This window comes from Selenomonadales bacterium (assembly GCA_017442105.1).
GTDB lineage: Bacteria > Bacillota > Negativicutes > RGIG982 > RGIG982 > RGIG982.
Genome location: JAFSAX010000225.1, coordinates 1 through 19,515, shown reverse-complemented (window position 1 = coordinate 19,515; position 19,515 = coordinate 1). Strand labels below are relative to the sequence as shown.

The 19,515-nt window shown below is 50.2% G+C and carries 20 protein-coding genes; 1 reads left to right on the top strand and 19 read right to left on the bottom strand.

Translation table 11 applies throughout. The features are described from left to right. Window positions 1–24 precede the first annotated feature (24 nt). From IJN28_08595 to thiM, 7 genes are all read right to left on the bottom strand, one after another. Window positions 25–879 carry a pyridoxamine kinase gene (locus tag IJN28_08595; GenBank protein MBQ6713824.1) on the bottom strand — a complete coding sequence of 285 codons (855 nt, stop codon included), beginning with the start codon at window positions 877–879 and terminating at the stop codon, window positions 25–27. A 34-nt stretch (window positions 880–913) separates the two neighbouring features. Continuing rightward, window positions 914–1,840, bottom strand: coding sequence for an efflux RND transporter periplasmic adaptor subunit (locus IJN28_08590; protein ID MBQ6713823.1), 927 nt, complete (start codon window positions 1,838–1,840; stop codon window positions 914–916). 159 nt (window positions 1,841–1,999) lie between these two features. Beyond that, window positions 2,000–2,263, bottom strand: a complete 264-nt coding sequence (locus IJN28_08585; protein ID MBQ6713822.1) for a GIY-YIG nuclease family protein — start codon at window positions 2,261–2,263, stop codon at window positions 2,000–2,002. Between the two features lies 1 nt (window position 2,264). Next, a complete protein-coding gene (locus tag IJN28_08580; GenBank protein MBQ6713821.1) occupies window positions 2,265–2,861 on the bottom strand; it encodes a peptidylprolyl isomerase in 597 nt (198 codons plus the stop codon). Window positions 2,862–2,874: 13 nt separating this feature from the next. Next, entirely contained in the window at window positions 2,875–3,579 is a 705-nt protein-coding gene (locus IJN28_08575) for an MBL fold metallo-hydrolase (protein MBQ6713820.1), read from the bottom strand. A 13-nt stretch (window positions 3,580–3,592) separates the two neighbouring features. Continuing rightward, entirely contained in the window at window positions 3,593–4,084 is a 492-nt protein-coding gene (thiW, locus tag IJN28_08570) for an energy coupling factor transporter S component ThiW (GenBank protein MBQ6713819.1), read from the bottom strand. Continuing rightward, the gene (gene thiM / locus IJN28_08565; protein MBQ6713818.1) at window positions 4,084–4,902 is read right to left on the bottom strand and encodes a hydroxyethylthiazole kinase; all 819 of its coding nucleotides are present in this window, start codon (window positions 4,900–4,902) and stop codon (window positions 4,084–4,086) included. The genes thiW and thiM overlap by 1 nt, the downstream gene beginning before the upstream one ends. A gap of 153 nt (window positions 4,903–5,055) precedes the next feature. Between thiM and IJN28_08560 the strand changes: the two genes are divergently transcribed. Next, a complete protein-coding gene (locus IJN28_08560; protein MBQ6713817.1) occupies window positions 5,056–5,415 on the top strand; it encodes a hypothetical protein in 360 nt (119 codons plus the stop codon). Here IJN28_08560 and IJN28_08555 read toward each other — a convergent pair. From IJN28_08555 to ilvC, 12 genes are all read right to left on the bottom strand, one after another. Then, window positions 5,402–6,616, bottom strand: a complete 1,215-nt coding sequence (locus IJN28_08555) for a divalent metal cation transporter (protein ID MBQ6713816.1) — start codon at window positions 6,614–6,616, stop codon at window positions 5,402–5,404. The genes IJN28_08560 and IJN28_08555 overlap by 14 nt on opposite strands. Next, window positions 6,613–7,410, bottom strand: a complete 798-nt coding sequence (locus IJN28_08550; protein MBQ6713815.1) for a hypothetical protein — start codon at window positions 7,408–7,410, stop codon at window positions 6,613–6,615. The genes IJN28_08555 and IJN28_08550 overlap by 4 nt, the downstream gene beginning before the upstream one ends. A gap of 92 nt (window positions 7,411–7,502) precedes the next feature. Beyond that, a complete protein-coding gene (locus tag IJN28_08545; protein MBQ6713814.1) occupies window positions 7,503–7,751 on the bottom strand; it encodes a hypothetical protein in 249 nt (82 codons plus the stop codon). Between the two features lie 25 nt (window positions 7,752–7,776). Then, a complete protein-coding gene (locus IJN28_08540; GenBank protein ID MBQ6713813.1) occupies window positions 7,777–9,087 on the bottom strand; it encodes an NCS2 family permease in 1,311 nt (436 codons plus the stop codon). A 36-nt stretch (window positions 9,088–9,123) separates the two neighbouring features. Beyond that, window positions 9,124–9,813, bottom strand: a complete 690-nt coding sequence (locus tag IJN28_08535; GenBank protein MBQ6713812.1) for a uracil-DNA glycosylase — start codon at window positions 9,811–9,813, stop codon at window positions 9,124–9,126. Window positions 9,814–9,909: 96 nt separating this feature from the next. Next, window positions 9,910–10,779 carry a YitT family protein gene (locus IJN28_08530; GenBank protein MBQ6713811.1) on the bottom strand — a complete coding sequence of 290 codons (870 nt, stop codon included), beginning with the start codon at window positions 10,777–10,779 and terminating at the stop codon, window positions 9,910–9,912. Between the two features lie 4 nt (window positions 10,780–10,783). Further along, the gene (locus tag IJN28_08525) at window positions 10,784–11,281 is read right to left on the bottom strand and encodes a hypothetical protein (GenBank protein MBQ6713810.1); all 498 of its coding nucleotides are present in this window, start codon (window positions 11,279–11,281) and stop codon (window positions 10,784–10,786) included. After that, window positions 11,281–13,470, bottom strand: coding sequence for a DNA topoisomerase III (locus IJN28_08520; protein MBQ6713809.1), 2,190 nt, complete (start codon window positions 13,468–13,470; stop codon window positions 11,281–11,283). The genes IJN28_08525 and IJN28_08520 overlap by 1 nt, the downstream gene beginning before the upstream one ends. Window positions 13,471–13,482: 12 nt before the next feature. Beyond that, window positions 13,483–14,718, bottom strand: a complete 1,236-nt coding sequence (locus tag IJN28_08515) for an aminopeptidase (GenBank protein ID MBQ6713808.1) — start codon at window positions 14,716–14,718, stop codon at window positions 13,483–13,485. A 303-nt stretch (window positions 14,719–15,021) separates the two neighbouring features. After that, window positions 15,022–16,671 carry a lactate permease LctP family transporter gene (locus IJN28_08510; GenBank protein ID MBQ6713807.1) on the bottom strand — a complete coding sequence of 550 codons (1,650 nt, stop codon included), beginning with the start codon at window positions 16,669–16,671 and terminating at the stop codon, window positions 15,022–15,024. A 379-nt stretch (window positions 16,672–17,050) separates the two neighbouring features. Continuing rightward, window positions 17,051–18,715 (bottom strand): biosynthetic-type acetolactate synthase large subunit, encoded by a 1,665-nt coding sequence (gene ilvB, locus IJN28_08505; GenBank protein MBQ6713806.1) that lies wholly within the window; start codon window positions 18,713–18,715, stop codon window positions 17,051–17,053. A 30-nt stretch (window positions 18,716–18,745) separates the two neighbouring features. Further along, window positions 18,746–19,515 (bottom strand): ketol-acid reductoisomerase (ilvC, locus tag IJN28_08500; protein MBQ6713805.1); only part of this gene is annotated, 770 nt, incomplete at its 5' end.

Here is a 19,515-nt window from a genome sequence, read left to right as displayed (position 1 = left end):
TTGCGCCATTTTGTTTTTTTGCTTTTATATACGGCCGAGTGCTTTGAGGAGACTTGGAATGGTGGTTTCGAAGTTGACTCCGTAACGAAGATCATCTCTTGTACGATATGTTTCTTCCATGCTTTCTACGGTGTAGTCAGCTGCTATCTGTGCGGCATCTTGCAGGCTGGAGCCGTTCATGAGAGCACCGAGTACGGCGCTGGCGTAGACGTCACCGGTTCCGTGCATGCTGTACGGGAGGTAGTGTGTGAATGCGTATCCTTTTTTACCTGTGCGGGTGTCGTAGATGGCTGCACCGATTTTTTCTTTGTCATACATGACGCCTGTGAGGACGATCTGCGGTGCGCCGATCTTTTCTGCCAGTCGGTCGAGGAGTCCGTCTATGTATTCTTCGGTGTAGGGTCCTTCTTGGTACGGTTCGCCGAGCATGAAGCAGGCTTCGGTGATGTTTGGTACGATGACGTCTGCTTGTGCACAGAGTTCGCCCATTTTGAGTGCAAATTCGGGGGTGAATCCTGCGTAGAGTTTGCCGTTGTCTGCCATGGCAGGGTCTACATAGATGAGGGTATTTTCTTTGCGGAAGAGTTTAAAGAACTGTTTTACGATTTCGATTTGTTCAAAGGAGCCGAGGTATCCTGTGTAGATGGCGTCGAATTCGATGTTTTCGGTGAGCCAGTGTTTGGCGATGGGCATGATGTCGTCTGTAAGGTCATGGAAGGTGTAGTCTTTGAATCCGCCCGTGTGGGTGGATAAGATGGCTGTTGGTACGATGGCGGTAGCGATGCCTGCCGCGGAGAGGATAGGAAGTGCTACAGTGAGGGAGCATCGTCCGATGCAGGAGATGTCTTGGATGCTTACGGCTTGTTTTTGTTTGGTCATGGTTGTTCACTCCGTTTTATAATTATTTCAAATGTCAGTCAAGTTGTATCTGTGCTTGCATGCCTGCGCGCAAAAGGTTGTCGTTGTTTGTCATGCGGATCTGTACGGCTGCACTTTTGTTGTCTGCTTGCGAGTCGTTTTCGATCTTTGTTACGGTTCCGCTGAATTGTTTGTCGGGGTATGCGCCGATCTTGACGGCTACTGTTTGCCCTTCTGTGAGCTGTGCTTTTTCTGCATCCGATACGTATGCGGTGAGCGTGCAGTTTTCTTTGACTGCGATGCTTGCTATGAGGTATCCGCTTTCAACACGCTGTCCCGCTTGATATATCTGGTTGGCGATGACGCCGTCTGCCGGGCTTGTGATGATGAGCTCTTTTTTCTGTTTTTCCAACGCTTCCAGGTTTTGCCGAGCGTGTGTGAGTTCTTCTTGTTTCATGGCGATGACAGCAGGATCGCCTGCTCCGTATGTACCGATGCTTCCATTTGCTCTAGCTGTTTCTACGGCTTGGTGAGCGATATCTCTCTCGGTCTGTGCTTCAATGAGCATTTTTCGCGAGATGGCACCTTGGTCGTAGAGTTCTTGAAATTGTTTTGCTTTGGCAGCTGCTTGCTGATATATGATTTCTTCCGCGCTTGTTGCCGATACGTTAACGTTCGGCACAGAGAGTACGCGAAGGTCGTCTTCTACTTTGGCGATGATGTTTTTTGCTTTTTCGATCTCTTCTGTCAGCTCTGGGCTGTCGAGTTCATATAAGATGTCACCGCATTTTACGGTATCACCTTGACTGCGGTATATCTGTTTGATATTTCCGCCTACGCCTGCGGTGATTTTGATTTCTTCCATGGAGATGATGCCGCTTACGGTTTGTGTCTGCGTACTTTGTTGTGTTGTAAAAAGAAGGCAGATGCTGAGGGCTATGATGCCCACGAAGAGTAAGCGTTTGATTTTTTGCTCGTTCATATGTCCTCCTTTTGGCACGATCTAAGTCGTGTCATGTTATATGGTATCAATCGGGTTATGCCTTTTCAAGTGGTTTTCATCTTTTTTTAAAATTGTATCAATACAATATTGGTTTTTCGTTGGAAATATCTTTATTCGGCATAAAAAAGAACAGACTGCTTAGTCTGCAATCTGTTCCTGTTTTGTTTGTATGAGTTGCTGTTTTTGCTGTCGTGTGAGTTTTTTGATGGCGCATTCTCGTTTGCGCGCTTCGGATTCTGTTTTGTACGTTTCATGGTACACAAGCATGACAGGAAGTCTGCTGCGGGTGTATTTTGCGCCTTTGCCTGCTTGGTGATTGTCCAGTCGTTTGGCAAGGTCGTTCGTCCAGCCTGTGTAGAGGGAGCCGTCTGCACACGAGAGCATATAGACATAGGCTGTCATATTATTTGAGGTTTTCGATGGTGAGTTTTTTGATGATGATCGGCGAGATCGGACGGTCGCTGAAGGTTGTGACTTTGCCGATCGAGCGAACGACTTCCATGCCTTCGATGACTTTACCGAATACGGCATGATGTCCGTCGAGCCACGGTGTTTTGTCAAGGGTGATGAAGAACTGCGAGCCGCCTGTGTTCGGGCCTGCGTTTGCCATGGAGAGGATGCCTTCGGACGAGTGAAGGAGGCCTTCGCCGAATTCATCGGGGATGGTGTATCCGGGGCCGCCCGTGCCGTTTCCGTTCGGGTCACCGCCCTGGATCATGAATCCGTCGATGACACGATGGAAGATGAGGCCGTTATAGAAGCCTTTGTTGGTGAGGTCAATGAAGTTCTGTGCCGTTTTCGGAGCTTTGTCACGATAGAGTTCGATGGCAAATGTTCCTTTTGTTGTCTGGAATACTGCGATGGGATTGTCGGGATTACCGAGTTTGGCAACATAAGAATCTATATTGGTTGCAAGTGGATCTTGTGCAGCATTTCCCGAACAGCCGCTCAAGAGAAAGAATGATAAAAACGCAACGAGTAAAATGGTCAATTTTTTCATGTTGTTCTCTCCTTTATTCTTTGGTCGTATCTACATGAAGCACTTCGCCTTGTTTCATCGGACACCATACGGCAGGTTGTCTGCCGTCGCGTTTGAGGATACCGTCCGTGTCCGCCCACGCTGCTTGATGAATGTGCATGGCGATAACTTGCGGTGTGGTGACGTATTTGCAAAATTCGCGTATGCCCCAGCTGCGACATTCTTCGAGTCTGGCATCGACGGGGAAGAATGCTATGTCGAACGATTCGCCTTTGAGGCGTTCCATTTCGTCGAAGAACATGCGTTTGGCTTCGGCTTGGTTTTCTTCGGTATCGCCTTTCCAATGCCACCAGTTGAGGTCGCCTGCATGGAAGATGGTCTGTCCGCCCGCTGTGACGGCGAACGATACGCCTTCGTCGGTCGAGCCGAATGTTCTGACTTCGATGTCGCCAATTGTCTGCGTTTCGTACGGATCCATCCAGACGATTCTCGCCGAGGTGTCGGGGACATATTCTCTGATATCACCGCTCAAGATATACGCAGCGGCTTCTTTTTCCCATGCGAATAGTTTGGGACTGAAATGATCACCGTGCCAATGCGAGGCGAAGAAGTAGACGTTCTTGACGCTTTTCACAAGGTCGGGCAATCGTTTTTCACTGTCTACATAATAATCGAATACGAGCAGGGTTTCGCCAATTTTTACTGCGAACCCGCTGTTATAAAAATATGTGATCTCCATCGAGTTCCTCCTGTTATTTACCGAACTGTTGTCTGAAATACGATGCGATCGGTGTCAGCAAAAGTACATATGCGATGACGCTGCCGCCGACGGTGCTGATCATGAACGGTACGACGAAGAAAAATGCGCCGACATCCGAGCCAAGTACGTAGTCGGCGAACGGATATGCGAGGAGCGCACCGATGATGCCTGTTCCGACGATCTCACCGATGATGGCACCCCAGATACTGCGTGTCCGTTCATACAATATGCCTGCCAGAAGCGCACCGCACATACTGCCGGGATACGCAAGAAGCGTCCCTGTTCCCAAGAGGTTGCGCATGGTCGCTGTCAAGAACGATGCCCCAAAGGCATATCTTGTGCCGAGGAATACAGCGAGCAGGATATTGATGGCGTGCTGTACAGGAAAGCACTTGGATACGAGTACAGGGAAGTATATCAAATGCGCCGACAGTATGCCGATGGCTACAAACAGCGCGGTAACGGTCAATTCTCTCGTTTTCATCATACTTCTCCCTGTTCTATTTTTGCATATTGTTCGATCTCGATACTGGAGAGCGCAAATACGGCGTCGAATAATTTCACGCGAAAGGCTCCGACAGCGGCACTGCCGAAGAGCGACTTGTGTGCGACTTCGCCGGCAAGCCCCATGATGAGTACGCCTGCGACGGCCGCCGCGAGCGCATTGTCTGTTACGGCGAGGGCGGACGCAATGAGCGAGTTGGTCATACAGCCTGTGCCTGTAACACGTGTAAGCATCGTATGGCCGTTCTGTAACCGATAATATCGTTTGCCGTCGGTGATGATGTCGCGTGCACCTGTCAGTGCCGCAATACAACCGAAGGTCTGTGCCACACGCACAGCCACACCAAGTCCGTCATCATCCGTGCCTGACGCATCGACACCGCGTGCATGAGAGATCTCTCCGAGAAGCGCACGCATCTCGGATACGTTGCCGCGAATGACGGTCGGATGAACGTTTGCGATAAGCTTTTGTGCGACCTCACAGCGATGCCGAGTAGCACCTGCACCGACAGGGTCGAGCACAATGGGAACGCCTGTTTTTTTCGCTTCTGCTCCTGCGATGTGCATGGCCTCTTCGACCAAGTCACTTATCATACCGATATTGAGTACCAGCGCACGCGACGCACGTACGACTTCTGCCACTTCGTCTGCATGCGTGCTCATTACAGGCGATGCACCGACAGCCAAGGTCATGTTCGCACAATCGTTGATCGTGACGGCATTCGTCAAATGATGTACAAGCGGACGGCTGCGACGGATCTCCGACAGAATTAAGTTGACTTCTTGTTTGATATTCATACTATTACTCCTACCAGGCAATCTAAAAATTGCATATCTGTATTTTATTCTCCGTCAATTCTCCAAATCCTTTTTGCTTCGCTAGTCAAATTTACCGCAAATAATCTGCCCCTATTCGCGCCACACTAATCAAAACAAAAAGGAGTGATCGCGATGAAACAGCAAAACTTCTCCAATGGATACGAAGGCTCTCTCGATATGACACGTACAGACGAGCCGTCGGCAACCGCAGTGCGCACACCACATACGGGATCAGGGTTCGCAAACGAAGCTGACCGCGACGCTGATGCGTATCTTATGACAAGCCCCACGTATTTTCTCGAATATCACGGTGCAAAATGGGGCATCGCACCGAGCGACATCGTAGACCTCGTCGATCAGTCTGCCCGAAACGCCGTTGTTTCGGTCAAGCATCATAAGGACGACAGCTCTTCGCGCCTCTTCTATCTTGCGCACCATCCGACCGAAGTCTGGCACGTAACGGAAATATTCTCTCCGTCTAAAAAAGCGTAAACAAGAGTCCTATCTGCATCACCGCGAGAAACACCAAGACGAACAATGCAGCACCGTCTTGGGCATGGCTGTTTTGATATGTGCCCATGACGGTTCTGTCCCCCGCCAACATCACCATAAAATAAAGGATCGGCAATAGCAGGATACCGTTTGCTATCTGCGCCGCGAGTATGACAAAGAAAAGCGACTCTGCCATAGAGAGTGCGCCGACCATCCCGCTGATGAGTACGAACCCATATATGCCGAAAAAGAACGGTGCTTCACCGAAAGAACGGTCGAGCCCATACTCCAAGCCGAACGCTTCGCATACTGCATAAGCTGTACCGAGCGGTAAGATAAACGCCGCCAAAAAAGAAGCACCGAACAATCCGACACCGAACAGTACCTCCGCCCGCTCGCCAAAGATCGGACAGAGTGCGTCTATCGACTGTTCGAGCGATGTATACGGCACATCTGTCTGCCAAAACGCATCGGCTCCGATGCAAACGATGGCAAGTGCAATAATGCCCGTCAGACAGCTGCCAAACAACACATCGGCCCGCACATACGGATACTCCCACCTGCCGATCCCCTTATCGACGACAGACGATTGCAGATAGAACTGCCCCCACGGCGTGACAGTCGTACCGATAACACCGATCGCCATCAGCCAAAAAGGAGCCGTCAGTTCTGCCTCCAGACAGCTTCTTGCAACATCTTCGCCCGATGGCACAGCATAATAACCTGCGATAAGATAGGAAACAAATGACAAGCATAACAGCAACAGTATCTGTTCGACACGACGATAACAGCACCATACCGCCATCATCATCAATGCAATACCCGCACCGCCGATCGACAGCCATAGGGGCAGACCGATCAAACTGCCTGCAACGGCAATACCTGCGAACTCCGCCATCGTCGTGCCGACATTGGCCACAAGCAAAATACCGATCACGAACAAACTCCACCCAACACCGTACTGCTCGCGAATGAGCGATGCAAGTCCCTGCCCGCTCGCAACGCCTGTGCGCGCCGACAATTCTTGACAGACAGCCAAGCAAACGATACTGACGAGCACGACGACTGTCATTAGGTATCCGTATTCTCCGCCCGCCTGCATATACATCGCAATACCGCCCGCATCGTTATCGGCCATCGCCGTGAGTATCCCCGGCCCCATCACAGCCGCCAAAAGCATACACCGCGCACGTATCTTCATGGCACACGGCCACCTTTCCTATCGTGACGATACCGATAAAAGCGCGGTAATCCACCATACACTTCTTCGCGCTCTGCACGCGGCATTGAGCGAAGAAGCACGACCAGCTCCTCCTCATCAAACAAGACCAATATCCCCTTGCGCTCCTTCTCATCCATTCGCATCAGCGCATGACAGACAGTCACATTCGGCAAATGCCTTAAGAACTCTCTGCTTTTTTTAGGACCGTACTGCCTGCAGATCGCGCCGATATCGTCTGCCGACACCTCACCCAACCGCTGTGCACGCAGTCTTAAACAAAACGGAACCTCTCCTTCATCAGATATTGCAAGCTGATGATACCCGACCAACCGTTCCTTCACCAGACCCGCCAGCCATGACAAGCCCACGCGACGGCAGATACCGCCGACACCGACCTCGACCCCTGCAAAACAGCACCGCTCTTCCGCATCCTCCCTGCCATACGATACGAACACGATATCATTCACCCGATACACACGCCTGCCTGCACAGTCGAGCACCTGTTTATCAAGTAAAAGTCTTGCCACTTCGTATTCTCCTGCGGCAAGCTCTTTTCGCACATGATCCGCCGCGCAGAACACACCGCCTGCCAGACCGCCCGTGACCGCCTCGATCGGAATATATGCACCTTCACCAATGCAGAGGCCGACGACGATCGGATACGCCCCGTCAAGAGAAACGACAACATCTCGCAGAAGTCCTATTCGCCCGCCTTTCACATCCTCTACCTTTCGATAGTGCAGCTGACTGAAAAACACCTCACGCAAAAACATCCCGCTCCCCTCCTTACCGCATCGTATTCCATCTGCGCCAAAAAAGTGAAAACAGCGTGCCGTTACCGAGCACGCTGTTATTGATATCCGTATTATTTTTTCAAAAGTGCATACCACTTGATGATAAGCGACACGAACGCAAATCCCAAGCAGACGTCCATGATCGTCTGAAGCTGACCGCCGACCGGCCATTCACGAGTACATACATGATAAATAATGATACACAAGAAAAGAATATCACTGATCGTGAAGAACTTCTTGTCCATCATCTTCTGACCGCTCTGACCTTTCTTCTTCGGAGCAGAGATCTGCTCTTGGTTTTTATTTTTCTTTTTTGCCACGTTGATTCCCCCGTCTTTCTTTCTCTTACTGCATACGCATGAAGAAGTTCGCGATAAATGCGATCGCTACCAACCATACGATATAATGTACTTCTCTACCACGTCCCGCCAATAGCTTCAGGAACGCATAACTGATAAAACCAAAGGCAAAGCCGTTCGCAATACTGAATGTAAGCGGCATCATTACGATCGTCAAGAAAGCAGGGATCCCTTCCGTCAGATCGTCAAAGTCGATCGCACGCACTTCCATGATCATCAGCGCACCGACAAGAATGAGCGCAGGTGCCGTTGCATACGCAGGCACAAGTCCGACAAGCGGCGCGAAGAAAAGTGCTACCGCAAAAAGTCCCGCCACAACGAATGCCGTCAAGCCCGTTTTGCCGCCTTCCGCGATACCTGTCGCACTTTCGATATATGCCGTCACTGTCGTCGTACCCATGACAGAACCGGCTACCGCACCGACAGCATCAGCCGTAAGTGCGCGGTCAAGGTCTTGCACTTCGCCTTTTTCGTCCATCAATTTTGCCTTGCGCGTCAGACCGATAAGAGTACCCATATTATCAAACAGCTCAACGATCGTAAACGTGAAGATAATCGAGAACAGCCCAAATTCGAGTGCCGCCGCAATATCAAGCGCCATAAATGTACCGCTGAGCGATGGGAGATCAAAGCTGATAATATCATGGATGCTCGTCGGTTGAGGAACAAGTCCCGTGAACATACCGACGACTGTCAATACAAAAATACTGATAAGCATCGCACCTTGCACACGTTTTGCCATCAAGGCACCTGCCAGAATGACACCGAGCGTTGCAAGCATCGCAGGTCCTTGCATGATGTTGCCGAGCGTAACGAACGTAGAAGGATCATCAACAACGATTCCCGCATTTTTCATACCGATGAATGCGATGAAAAAGCCGATACCGACACCGATCGCCGTCTTGAGGTTCTGCGGAACAGCACGAATGATAGCCTGTCGGATACCTCCAAATGTCATCAATAAGAAGATCATACCCGAAATGAATACAGCACCGAGAGCTGTCTGCCACGGAAGTCCCAAGTAACCTACAACATAATACGCAAAAAATGCATTGATACCAAGCCCCGGTGCAACAGCAACAGGATAGTTCGCCACAAGCCCCATCAAGATCGTCGCCATGATCGTCGCATACATCGTCGATGCGATCGCAGCATCTTTGGGCATACCTGCATCACAAAGCATGTTCGGAATAACAAAAATAACGTATGAGATCGTTACGAACGTCGTCAGCCCCGCAATCATCTCTGTGCGGACACTGGAACCTCTCTCTTTGATATGAAACAATTTTTCCAACATAAGCTTTGCCTCATCTCCTTATTCTTTTTTTGCTTTTTATTTTGATATCTCCTCTTCCATCGGCAACTGCCAGTCGATCGGCTCCATGCCATGCCTCATCAAAAAGTCATTTGCCTTCGAGAACGGCCGACTGCCGAAGAAGCCCCGATACGCCGACAGCGGACTTGGATGCGGAGAGGTAATAACAAGATGATTGGGATTCGTGATCATCGACTGCTTGCGCTGTGCAGGTCTGCCCCACAAGATAAATACCATCGGCTCTTTGCGCTGATTGAGATGCGTAATGATACGATCGGTAAATTCTTCCCAGCCGATGCCCTGATGCGAGTTCGCCTGATATTCGCGCACCGTCAAGACTGTATTGAGAAGAAGCACACCCTGCTTAGCCCAATGCCTGAGACAACCGTGATTCGGCACTTTGCAGCCGAGATCGCTCTCAAGCTCCTTGAAGATATTGACGAGCGACGGCGGTGGTTCTACGCCCGGCAAGACCGAAAAACTCAGTCCGTGCGCCTGACGCGGGCCGTGATACGGGTCTTGTCCCAAGATAACGACTTTTACCTTGTTGTACGGCGTATAATGCATCGCATTGAAAATATCATACATATCGGGATAGATCGTCCGCGTTTTGTACTCTTTTATCAATATCGTGCGCAATTTTTGATAATACTCTTTCTGCATCTCCGCTTCTAAAAGAGGTGCCCAATCATTCTGAAATATCTTCATTCGTTTGCCTCTCTGCTTAAAAGATATCAAATTTCTCTTTATCTTGTATAAATTATGCTACGACCTTCATTTGTCCTGCTTTTTTTGCATAAATCCTCATTTTTCCGCAGATTCTTCTGTCCGTTGCACCGCAGGAGGCGATTTGGGGAGCGTGAATCCGCGGCCCATGACTTCCGAAGCATCCTGTACGATCATAAATGCATACGGATCGACTTTGGCTGTGAGCATCTTGATACGCGCGATCTGCGTCAAGTTGACTACGACGAAGATGACACGTCTTGGTTGTCCCGTAAACGCACCCTCTCCATGGAGGAACGTCACGCCGCGCCCAAGCTCCTCGATGATCTCATCGGCGATCTCGCGTGCCGATTCGGATACGATCATGATCGTTTTCTTATGGTTAAAACCTGTCACAACACGGTTCGTCAGTTGCGCCGTGATAAACATCGCGATCAGCGTAAACATCGCAGGTTTGATACCGAACAGCACCGCCGAGAGGAGTACGATGATACTGTTGACCATGAAATTGAATGTGCCCATATTGATGCCGTAATACTGCTTCACGATGGCTGAGATGATATCGAACCCACCCGTGTTGAAGCCTGCACGAAATACGATACCGAATCCGATACCGCAGATGACACCACCGTAGATAGCGGCGAGCATCGTGTCGTCAACGACCGTATATGAGTTTAAAAATTGTGTCGCATCGACGAGCACAGAATAGAGCACCGTACCAAAGATAGACGCGACCAGATACCGTTTCCCCAGGAAGCGATATGCCAAATACAAAAGCGGCAGGTTCATCACCAAGATGAGCATACCGACAGGAAGTGAAAACAAGTAATATGCGATAAGCGCCAGACCGCCGACACCACCCGATAAGAGCTGATGCTGTACGAGGAAAAGATTGAGCCCTGCGGCCGATATCAAACATCCGACAACGAGCAACACATAAGAAAGCATATCATCATTCTCCTTCCAATGTCATCGTCGCAGACGGCATGCAGTTGATCATGATCGCTTCCACATATCCTGCCGTCACATCAAAAATGATACGTTTGCCATCCATCTGATAGATGAAGCAGATCATACCGTTTTTGTTCGCTTTTTGCGGCTGTCCGTATTCCTTGATGACCTTATGCTTCGTCGAACCAACGCGAACACCTCGCGCCGTTTCGACCGATTCTTCCTCCGTCGTCAAGAGCAATATCTCTTTCGTTTCCATATTCGTATACATCTTGATATCCTTGAACACCCATACGTGCGTAGGCGGTACATACGAAACTCTCTCATACTCAACGCGCAGCTTACCGCCGTTTTTGAGCGCCGTTTCCAGATCGTCCGTGACGGCATTGATACCGCCCAGCGTAAAATCAGCCTCCGATAGCGGCGCAGGCGCACAGCTCGCAACAGATATCATCATCGCCCAGACGAGCGCAATGACAAGCAGTAATCTTTTTTTCATCACACTTCTCCTTTATCATCAGATAACAGATTGGCGAACGCCAGCTTGAATGCATCGTTACCAAACGAAGAATCATCTTGCTGTTTCAAGTATCTCGTAACCTCGCGTTTCGACACCTTGTCAGCCTTCTGACTTTTCCGTTTCGTATGCGATGACAGTTTTTCTTTATATCCGCACGCACACCAGAACGCTTTCGCATCACCTTGTCCCCTGAGTTCCATCTTCTTATGGCACTCGGGACAACGCGCGTTCGTCGTTTGCGAAAGTGTCTTGCGGTATCCGCACTCACGGTCGGGACAGACGAGCATCTTCGACTTCTTACCGTTTACCGATAAGAGGAACTTCCCACATTCAGGGCATTTCGTCCGCGTAACATTGTCATGACGGAATCGCGACTGACTGTCTTTGATAGACTGCGTGATATGCTTTGTATAATCGCGGATATCAGCAAGGAACGATGCTTGCACCTTCTTGCCGCCGCGGATGATCTCTTCGAACGTTTGCTCCCATTTCGCTGTCAAAGCAGGCGACTTGAGTTCACTTGGCACAAGTTCCAACAGCTGTTTGCCTTTGCTCGTGACATATATCTCGTTTCCTTTTTTCTCGATAAGAAATGATGCAAACAGCTTTTCAATGATATCTGCCCTTGTTGCGACCGTACCAATGCCGCCCGTTACACCGATGAGCTTCTTAAGCTCCGCGCTTTCTTCGGACATATATTTGGCAGGATGCTCCATCGCCGACAGAAGCGTCGCTTCCGTAAAGTAGGCAGGCGGCTTCGTCTTGCCTTCCGTCAGCTGGGCCGTACCGTCCAGTATATCGCCTTCACCAAGCGACGGCAAAGACTGCTCTTCTTCCTCGCCATCGTCCTCGTCGATCTTCGTATAGAGCTCACGCCAGCCGTACTGTGTGATATGCTTCCCGCTCGCACGGAAACGTTCACCGCCGCACTCTGCCACGACCGACACTTCATCGTAGAGCATCGGCGGACAGAGCACCGCCAAAAAGCGGCGCACGACAAGCTCATATATCTTTTGTTCGCGGTCGGTCAGTTTCGCCACATTGACGAACTGTTCCGTCGGAATGATAGCATGATGATCGGATACCTTTGTATCATCGACATAGTTTTTATTCACCGCGATCGGTTTTTTTAATATCTGAAACGCAGGTCTGCTGAACGCGCCGATCCCGCATGCCTTCAATCGTTCGGGTATCGTCTGCACGATATCGGACGTCAGATAGCGCGAATCCGTGCGCGGATACGTCAATATCTTATGTGATTCGTACAGCTTCTGCATCAAAGAAAGCGTTTCTTTCGCCGAATAGCCGTACAGCTTATTCGCATCACGCTGAAGCTCCGTCAAGTCATAGAGCTGCGGAGAAGGCTTCTGTTTCGCCTTCTTCGTCACCTCGCGCACAATGGCGCGCTCGCCTGCGATGCGCTTCAAGATCTCTTCGCACCGCTCGCGCGAGGAGATGCGCGTCTGTTTCGTCTTGCTGTCGAACCACGTAAGACGATAGCCTTTGCATTTCATAGAAAGGCCGTAATACGGCTTCGGCACAAATCGCTGTATCTCATCTTGTCTTGCGGCGATCATCGCAAGCGTCGGCGTCTGTACACGACCGCACGAAAGCTGTGCATTATGCTTGCACGTCAACGCACGTGTCGCATTGATACCGACGAGCCAATCGGCTTCGGCACGCGCAGACGCCGCCAAGTACAGCGTGTCATACGCTTTTCCGTCGGCAAGGTGTGCGAAGCCCTCACGGATCGCCTTATCCGTCACCGACGATATCCAAAGTCTTTTAATAGGCTTCTTACAGTTCGCCTTCTTGAGTATCCACCGCGCCACAAGCTCACCTTCGCGCCCTGCATCGGTCGCGATGACGACTTCCGATACATCATCGCGCGAAAGAAGCCGTTTCACCGTTTGGAACTGTTTTGTCGTGCCTTTAATGGTCACAAGCTTCATCGCGGGCGGAAGCATCGGCAGATCCTCGATACGCCACACCTTATACGAATCATCGTACGCCTCGGGATCGGCAAGCGTCACCAGATGCCCGAGTGCCCACGTTACAATATCTTCTTTCCCTTCGAAAAAGCCGCCGTTGTCTTTACTTAAGCCAAGCACCCTCGCCAAGTCACGTGCAACGGAAGGCTTCTCTGCCAATACGACTCTTTTTTCCATCGTCAACTTCCTCTACTCTACGAAATTACCATTGCGGAATACAGGCACCCACTCGCCGTCCGCTGTCTGACCGTCGATCATAAGGTCGCTCGTACCGATCATAAAATCGACATGGACGAGCGAATCGTTCACCCCTGCCTTTTCGAGCGCATCCTTATCCATCTCTTCGCCGCCCTTAAGACATACGGGATATGCCTTGCCGAACGCAAGGTGACACGATGCGTTCTCATCAAAGAGTGTATTATAGAAGAGAATATTCGAATTCGATATCGGCGAATCGAACGGCACAAGTGCCACCTCACCGAGGCGCGATGCGCCGTCATCTGTCGCAATGAGATTTTCAAGTACCGCCTGACCGACTGCCGCCGAGCAAGCTACGACCTTGCCTTCTTTGAACGTCAGCGAGAATCGGTCTATCAAATTCCCCTGATAATTGAGTGGTTTCGAGCTGTATACAATGCCGTCTACTTCATCTTTATGCGGAAGCGTAAATACCTCTTCCGTCGGAATGTTCGCGATGAACTCTACGCCTTGTTTCGTTTCCTCCGCACCGCCGAGCCATTGGTGACCATCGGGAAGTCCCACGACCAAGTCCGTGCCGAGCGAGTTTTGGTAACGAAGACGACGGAAATTGTACTGATTCAAGAACGCCATGCGCTGACGGAGTGCTTTTTTATGCTTGTCCCATGCACCCGTCGGATCGTCCTCATTGGCACGTACGCTCGTGAGGATCGCACCCCACAGCGCATCGACCGCCTGCTCAGCCGAATATTCGGGAAATACCTTCTTCGCCCAAGCGACCGTCGGCACCGACACGACACACCATGCATTCTCATTGCTCATCAACTTGTCACGATGCTCGGCAAGTGCGATGCTGTTCGTCTTCTGCACCATTGCGATGCGTTTCGGATCGACATCCTTTAGCAGCTCGGGATCGTTCGCCGCGATGCTGATAAACGCCGCACCTTTATCAGTATAGAACTTATAATACTCCTTCTGCCATTCAGGGAATTCGGAGAACACTTCTTCGGGCGCACCTTGGTAGCGAATCTTCGAAAACAGCTCATCTCGCCAATTCATCACGACATCTTTCGCACCGCACTCGTACGCTTTTTTCGCAATACGACGAGCAAAATCACTGCACTCGATCGGCGACGCGATCACAAGAAGCTGTCTTTTTTGGATATTAACGCCCGCACCGACGATCAGCGATGCGTAGTTATCTAAAAAACGTTCATATGCTTTCATATTACATTTCTCCCATCTATTTATACTCTAATGTTTAATCTATTCTGCTCACTCTACATTATACATCATAACGAAGCCAATCTCCAAAGCCATTTGCCACCTTTTTGCAAGAAAACATAGTTTTTTTATAGGGCAGAATCAAAATATGTACATAGCATGCACTTTTATTGTCTCATGCTACTCAGATCGCCCTTCATCACGTTCCCAAACCGCAAAAAAGGCAAAAAAATTCGGCATAGCACAAAGGCTATGCCGAGAGTAAATGCGATTTAACATCATAAAGTTAATGGGAGTAAGTTTGAATTATTTTACTACTGCTTCGTAAGCCGGAAGCATCCAGTGGAGAACCGTAGCCTGGAGGTAAGTCATTACGCAAAGTACAAGCAACATTGCGAAGGAGTGAGCAACCGTTTTACGGAGGATCGCACCTTCCTGACCAACCATACCCGTAGCTGCGCAAGCAACCGAGATGGACTGCGGCGAGATCATTTTACCGCAAACACCACCGGAGGAGTTAGCAGCCGTCATGAGGTACGGGTCAACGCCGAGCTGTTCACCAGTCGTACGCTGCAAAGCACCGAAGAGTGCGTTTGCGGACGTGTCAGAACCAGTGAGGAATACGCCCAACCAGCCGAGTACCGGAGCGAAGAACGGATAGAGAGCACCCGTTTTCGTCATTGCAAGACCCATCGTCGAGCTCATACCGCTGTAGTTCAAGAGGTATGCGAGACCGAGGATGATAGCGATCGTCCAGATAGCCCAACGAAGCGTGAAGATCGTTTTGAAGAAGCACGGAATTGCTTTACCGAAGCCATAGTTCGGAATTACGAATACGGACAAGATACCCGAAATGAGGATTGCCGTACCACCAGCGGAGAGCCACTGGAACGTGTATTTAGCAGCATACGGAGCGTCTTGAGCAACGATCGGAGCCGTTTTGATAACTTCGTTGTGGAGACCAGGCCATGCGAAGGAGATGTTCGTCGGAGCGAGAACAGATTTAACAGCATCGAGACCCCAAGCGAATACGAATACAGCGAGGAGAACGAACGGGAACCATGCACGGATAACTTCGCCCACGCTGTACTGGAGTTCTACTGCGCCTTTACCATCATCAACTTCATCCGGGAATTTCCAGATGTTTTTCGGTTTCCAAACTTTGAGGAATACCAAAAGACCGATGATCGTAACAGCTGCGGACGTGATGTCCGGGAGGTACGGGCTAATGAAGTTAGCCGTGTAGAACTGCGTACCTGCGAAGCAGAGACCTGCAACCAAGAGAGCCGGAAGAACTTCCATCGAGCGTTTCCAACCGGACATCGTTACTGCTACCCAAAGCGGAACGATGATGGAAAGGAACGGCAACTGACGGCCGATGATCTGGCTGAGGTGCATGATGTCGAGTTCGGAAACCTGCGACAATACGATAACCGGAATACCGATACCACCGAAAGCAACCGGAGCCGTGTTAGCGATCAAGCAAACAGCTGCTGCATAGATCGGGTTGAAGCCGAGACCAGTGAGCATTGCTGCCGTGATAGCAACCGGAGTACCGAAACCAGCCGTACCTTCGAGGAAGGAACCGAATGCGAATGCTACGAAAGTAGCCTGCAAACGACGGTCAGCTGTGATCGAAGCCAAGGAGTTTTTAATGATTTCGAATTCGCCCGATTCAACAGTCATGTTGTATACCCAGATAGCGGTAACAACGATCCATACGATCGGGAACAAACCGAATACTGCACCATTGAAAATGGAGTTGATAGCGAGGCCCATAGGCATGCCCCATACTGCAACTGCAACACCAAGACCGAAAAGAAGACCGATCGGAGCTGCAATGTGTGCCGGTGTACGTCTTACACCGAGAAGGAACAACAATACGATAAGCGGAATCGCTGCAACGAGTGCAGAGAGAACCTGACCGCCCATCGGGTCATATGTTTGAGTCCACATCTTTGAAAACACCCCTCAAATTTTTATTAAGTTTTATTATTGCGTGAAAAAGTAATGATGTTAATCTGCATTTTAATCCGAAAGCTAATCGCAATTCTTTCGAATTATGAGTGCGACACCTCCCTGTGTACTCCTTTCTTCCCAAAAAAACAAGACTTCTTATGCTTTTCGGGCATAAGAATTTCGTTTTCATGCTTGAATGGAATGTACACTATGTCTTTTCTCTATTTATATTATCATAATTCTGTGCCCCTTGCAATTCTCCTGCTAGTTTCAAAGAAAATTTAAAGAAATTTTTAAGTTTTTTTCACTTTTTTATGTGGTTTCTTCCACAATAAGGAAAGAGAGTATAGACAGATGTCTATACTCTCTTTTTTCGTTACTTAAAGTCCACAAACTGATTGATAGGTGCTCTTGGTTTGGCCATCGGGTCTACAAACTCTTCTTCTACATCGACGACGATGACGCGCGGAGCGTTTTCTTTGAGTGCTTCTTCCATCGCAGAGAGGAATTCTTCCTGCGTCGATACGGTAACGCTGTCGATGCCGAAGCTGCCCGCATACATGGAAAAGTCCATCGGATGCGCCATACGGCATGCACAGTATCTGTCGTTATAGAATACTTTTTGGAGCTGTCGTATCATGCCAAGTCCGTGGTTATTTACAACGACGGAGATGATGGGAAGCCCCAGCGCGGCGATCGTGTAGAGTTCGTTGCCTGTCATACGCATACCGCCGTCACCTGCGATGTGAATGACGCGCTTGTCAGGTCTTGCGAGCTGTGCGCCGAGTGCGGCAGGCAGGCTGAATCCCATAGCGCCAAGACCGCCCGAGGTGAGCCATGTACGCGGATGGTTGACGACGATGTGCTGTGCCGCCCACATCTGATGCTGACCGACGTCGGTCACATAGATGCAGTCTTTATCCAGCGTGAGGTTCGATATCTGACGCATCGCCCACGGTACTGTCAGTTTGTCTTGTGTATATTGGTAGCGGAATTTTTCCTGCCATGCGTGTATCTCGTCCCACCATTCGGTGATGTCGTTCGGTTCTGCTTCGACTGTCAAGAGGTTCAATATCGTGCGGATATCGCCTGCGATACCGATATCGGTCGAAACGTTTTTCGCGATTTCGGCAGGGTCGATGTCGATATGAATGATGCGTTTGTCACGCGCATAACGGTCGCGGTTGCCTGTCAGTCGATCGCTGAGGCGTGTGCCGACGGCAATGACGACGTCTGCATCATGTACGGCATGGTTGGCTGTCGGCCAGCCGTGCATTCCGCTAAGTCCGATGGACTGCTCGTGCCCATCAGGGAATCCGCCGAGCCCCATGAGGGTATGTACGACGGGGAGGTTGCATTTTTCGGCAAGCTTGATGAGCTCTTCGCTGGCACCTGCGGAGATGACGCCGCCGCCGCTTAGGACGAGCGGGCGTTTGGCATCGCTGATGATGCGGGCGGCCTTGCCGATCATACCGAGCGAGCGTTCGCTTAAGGCAGGCATAATCTTTTGGTATGCCGGTTCCGAGCGAAACTCGATCTCTTCGCGCAGGATATCCTGCGGAACGTCGATGAGAACAGGACCGGGACGACCGCTGAGAGCGATCTTGAAGGCAAGTCTTACCGTTTCGGGAAGTTCTTGCGCTGTCTTGACGGCGAAGTTATGCTTCGTGACAGACATGGTCGCGCCCAAGATGTCTATTTCTTGGAAGGCGTCGTGTCCGAGCGAGCCTGTTTCTACTTGCCCTGTGATAGCGATAACGGGGATAGAGTCCATGAAAGCTCCCGCAAGACCCGTGATAAGATTGGTAGCACCCGGTCCGCTCGTTGCGATGCAGACACCGACGCGCCCTGTTGCACGTGCATAACCGTCTGCCGCGTGAGCCGCACACTGTTCGTGCACGTTGACGACAGTCTGAATACGGGTTTCACCGTACAGAGCATCGAACAACGGCAGGATCATCCCCCCGGGATATCCGAAAACAGTATTTACCTGTTGTTCTACCAAACATTCTACAACAGCTCTTGCGCCTGTAACTTTCATTTTCTTTTCCCTCAATTTCGTTTGAATTTCTTATTTCTGGTTGAGCCACGACATCATGGAGCGGAGCTGTTTACCGACAACTTCTACCTGATGTTCTGCTTTGATGCGGCGGTTTGCCAAGAAGGACGGACGGTTAGCTTGGTTTTCCAAGATCCAATCGCGTGCGAATTCGCCTTCTTGGATCTCTTTCAATACTTTTTTCATTTCTTTGCGTGTTTCGTCCGTGATTATGCGTTTACCGATGCAGTAGTCACCGTATTCAGCCGTGTCACTGATGGAGTGACGCATTTTTGCCATGCCGCCTTCATAAATGAGGTCGACGATGAGTTTCATTTCATGGATACATTCGAAGTATGCGATTTCCGGCTGATAGCCTGCTTCTACGAGTGTTTCGAAGCCTGCTGTCATCAATTCTGTTACACCACCGCAGAGAACGTTCTGTTCGCCGAAGAGGTCAGTTTCGGTTTCTTCTTTGAACGTCGTCGTGAGTACACCTGCACGAGCGCCGCCGATGCCTTTTGCATAAGCGAGTGCAATATCTGCTGCCGTTTCGGTAGCATCCTGGTATACTGCCATCAAGCACGGTACACCGCCGCCTTCCGTGAATACGCGGCGAACGAGATGACCCGGGCCTTTCGGTGCGACCATGAATACGTCAACATCTGCCGGCGGGATGATTTGTTTGAAGTGGATATTGAAACCGTGTGCGAATGCGAGTGCACTGCCCGGTTTGAGGTTCGGTTTGATCTCGTTTTTATAGATAGCAGCTTGTTTTTCGTCCGGAATGAGGATCATCGTGA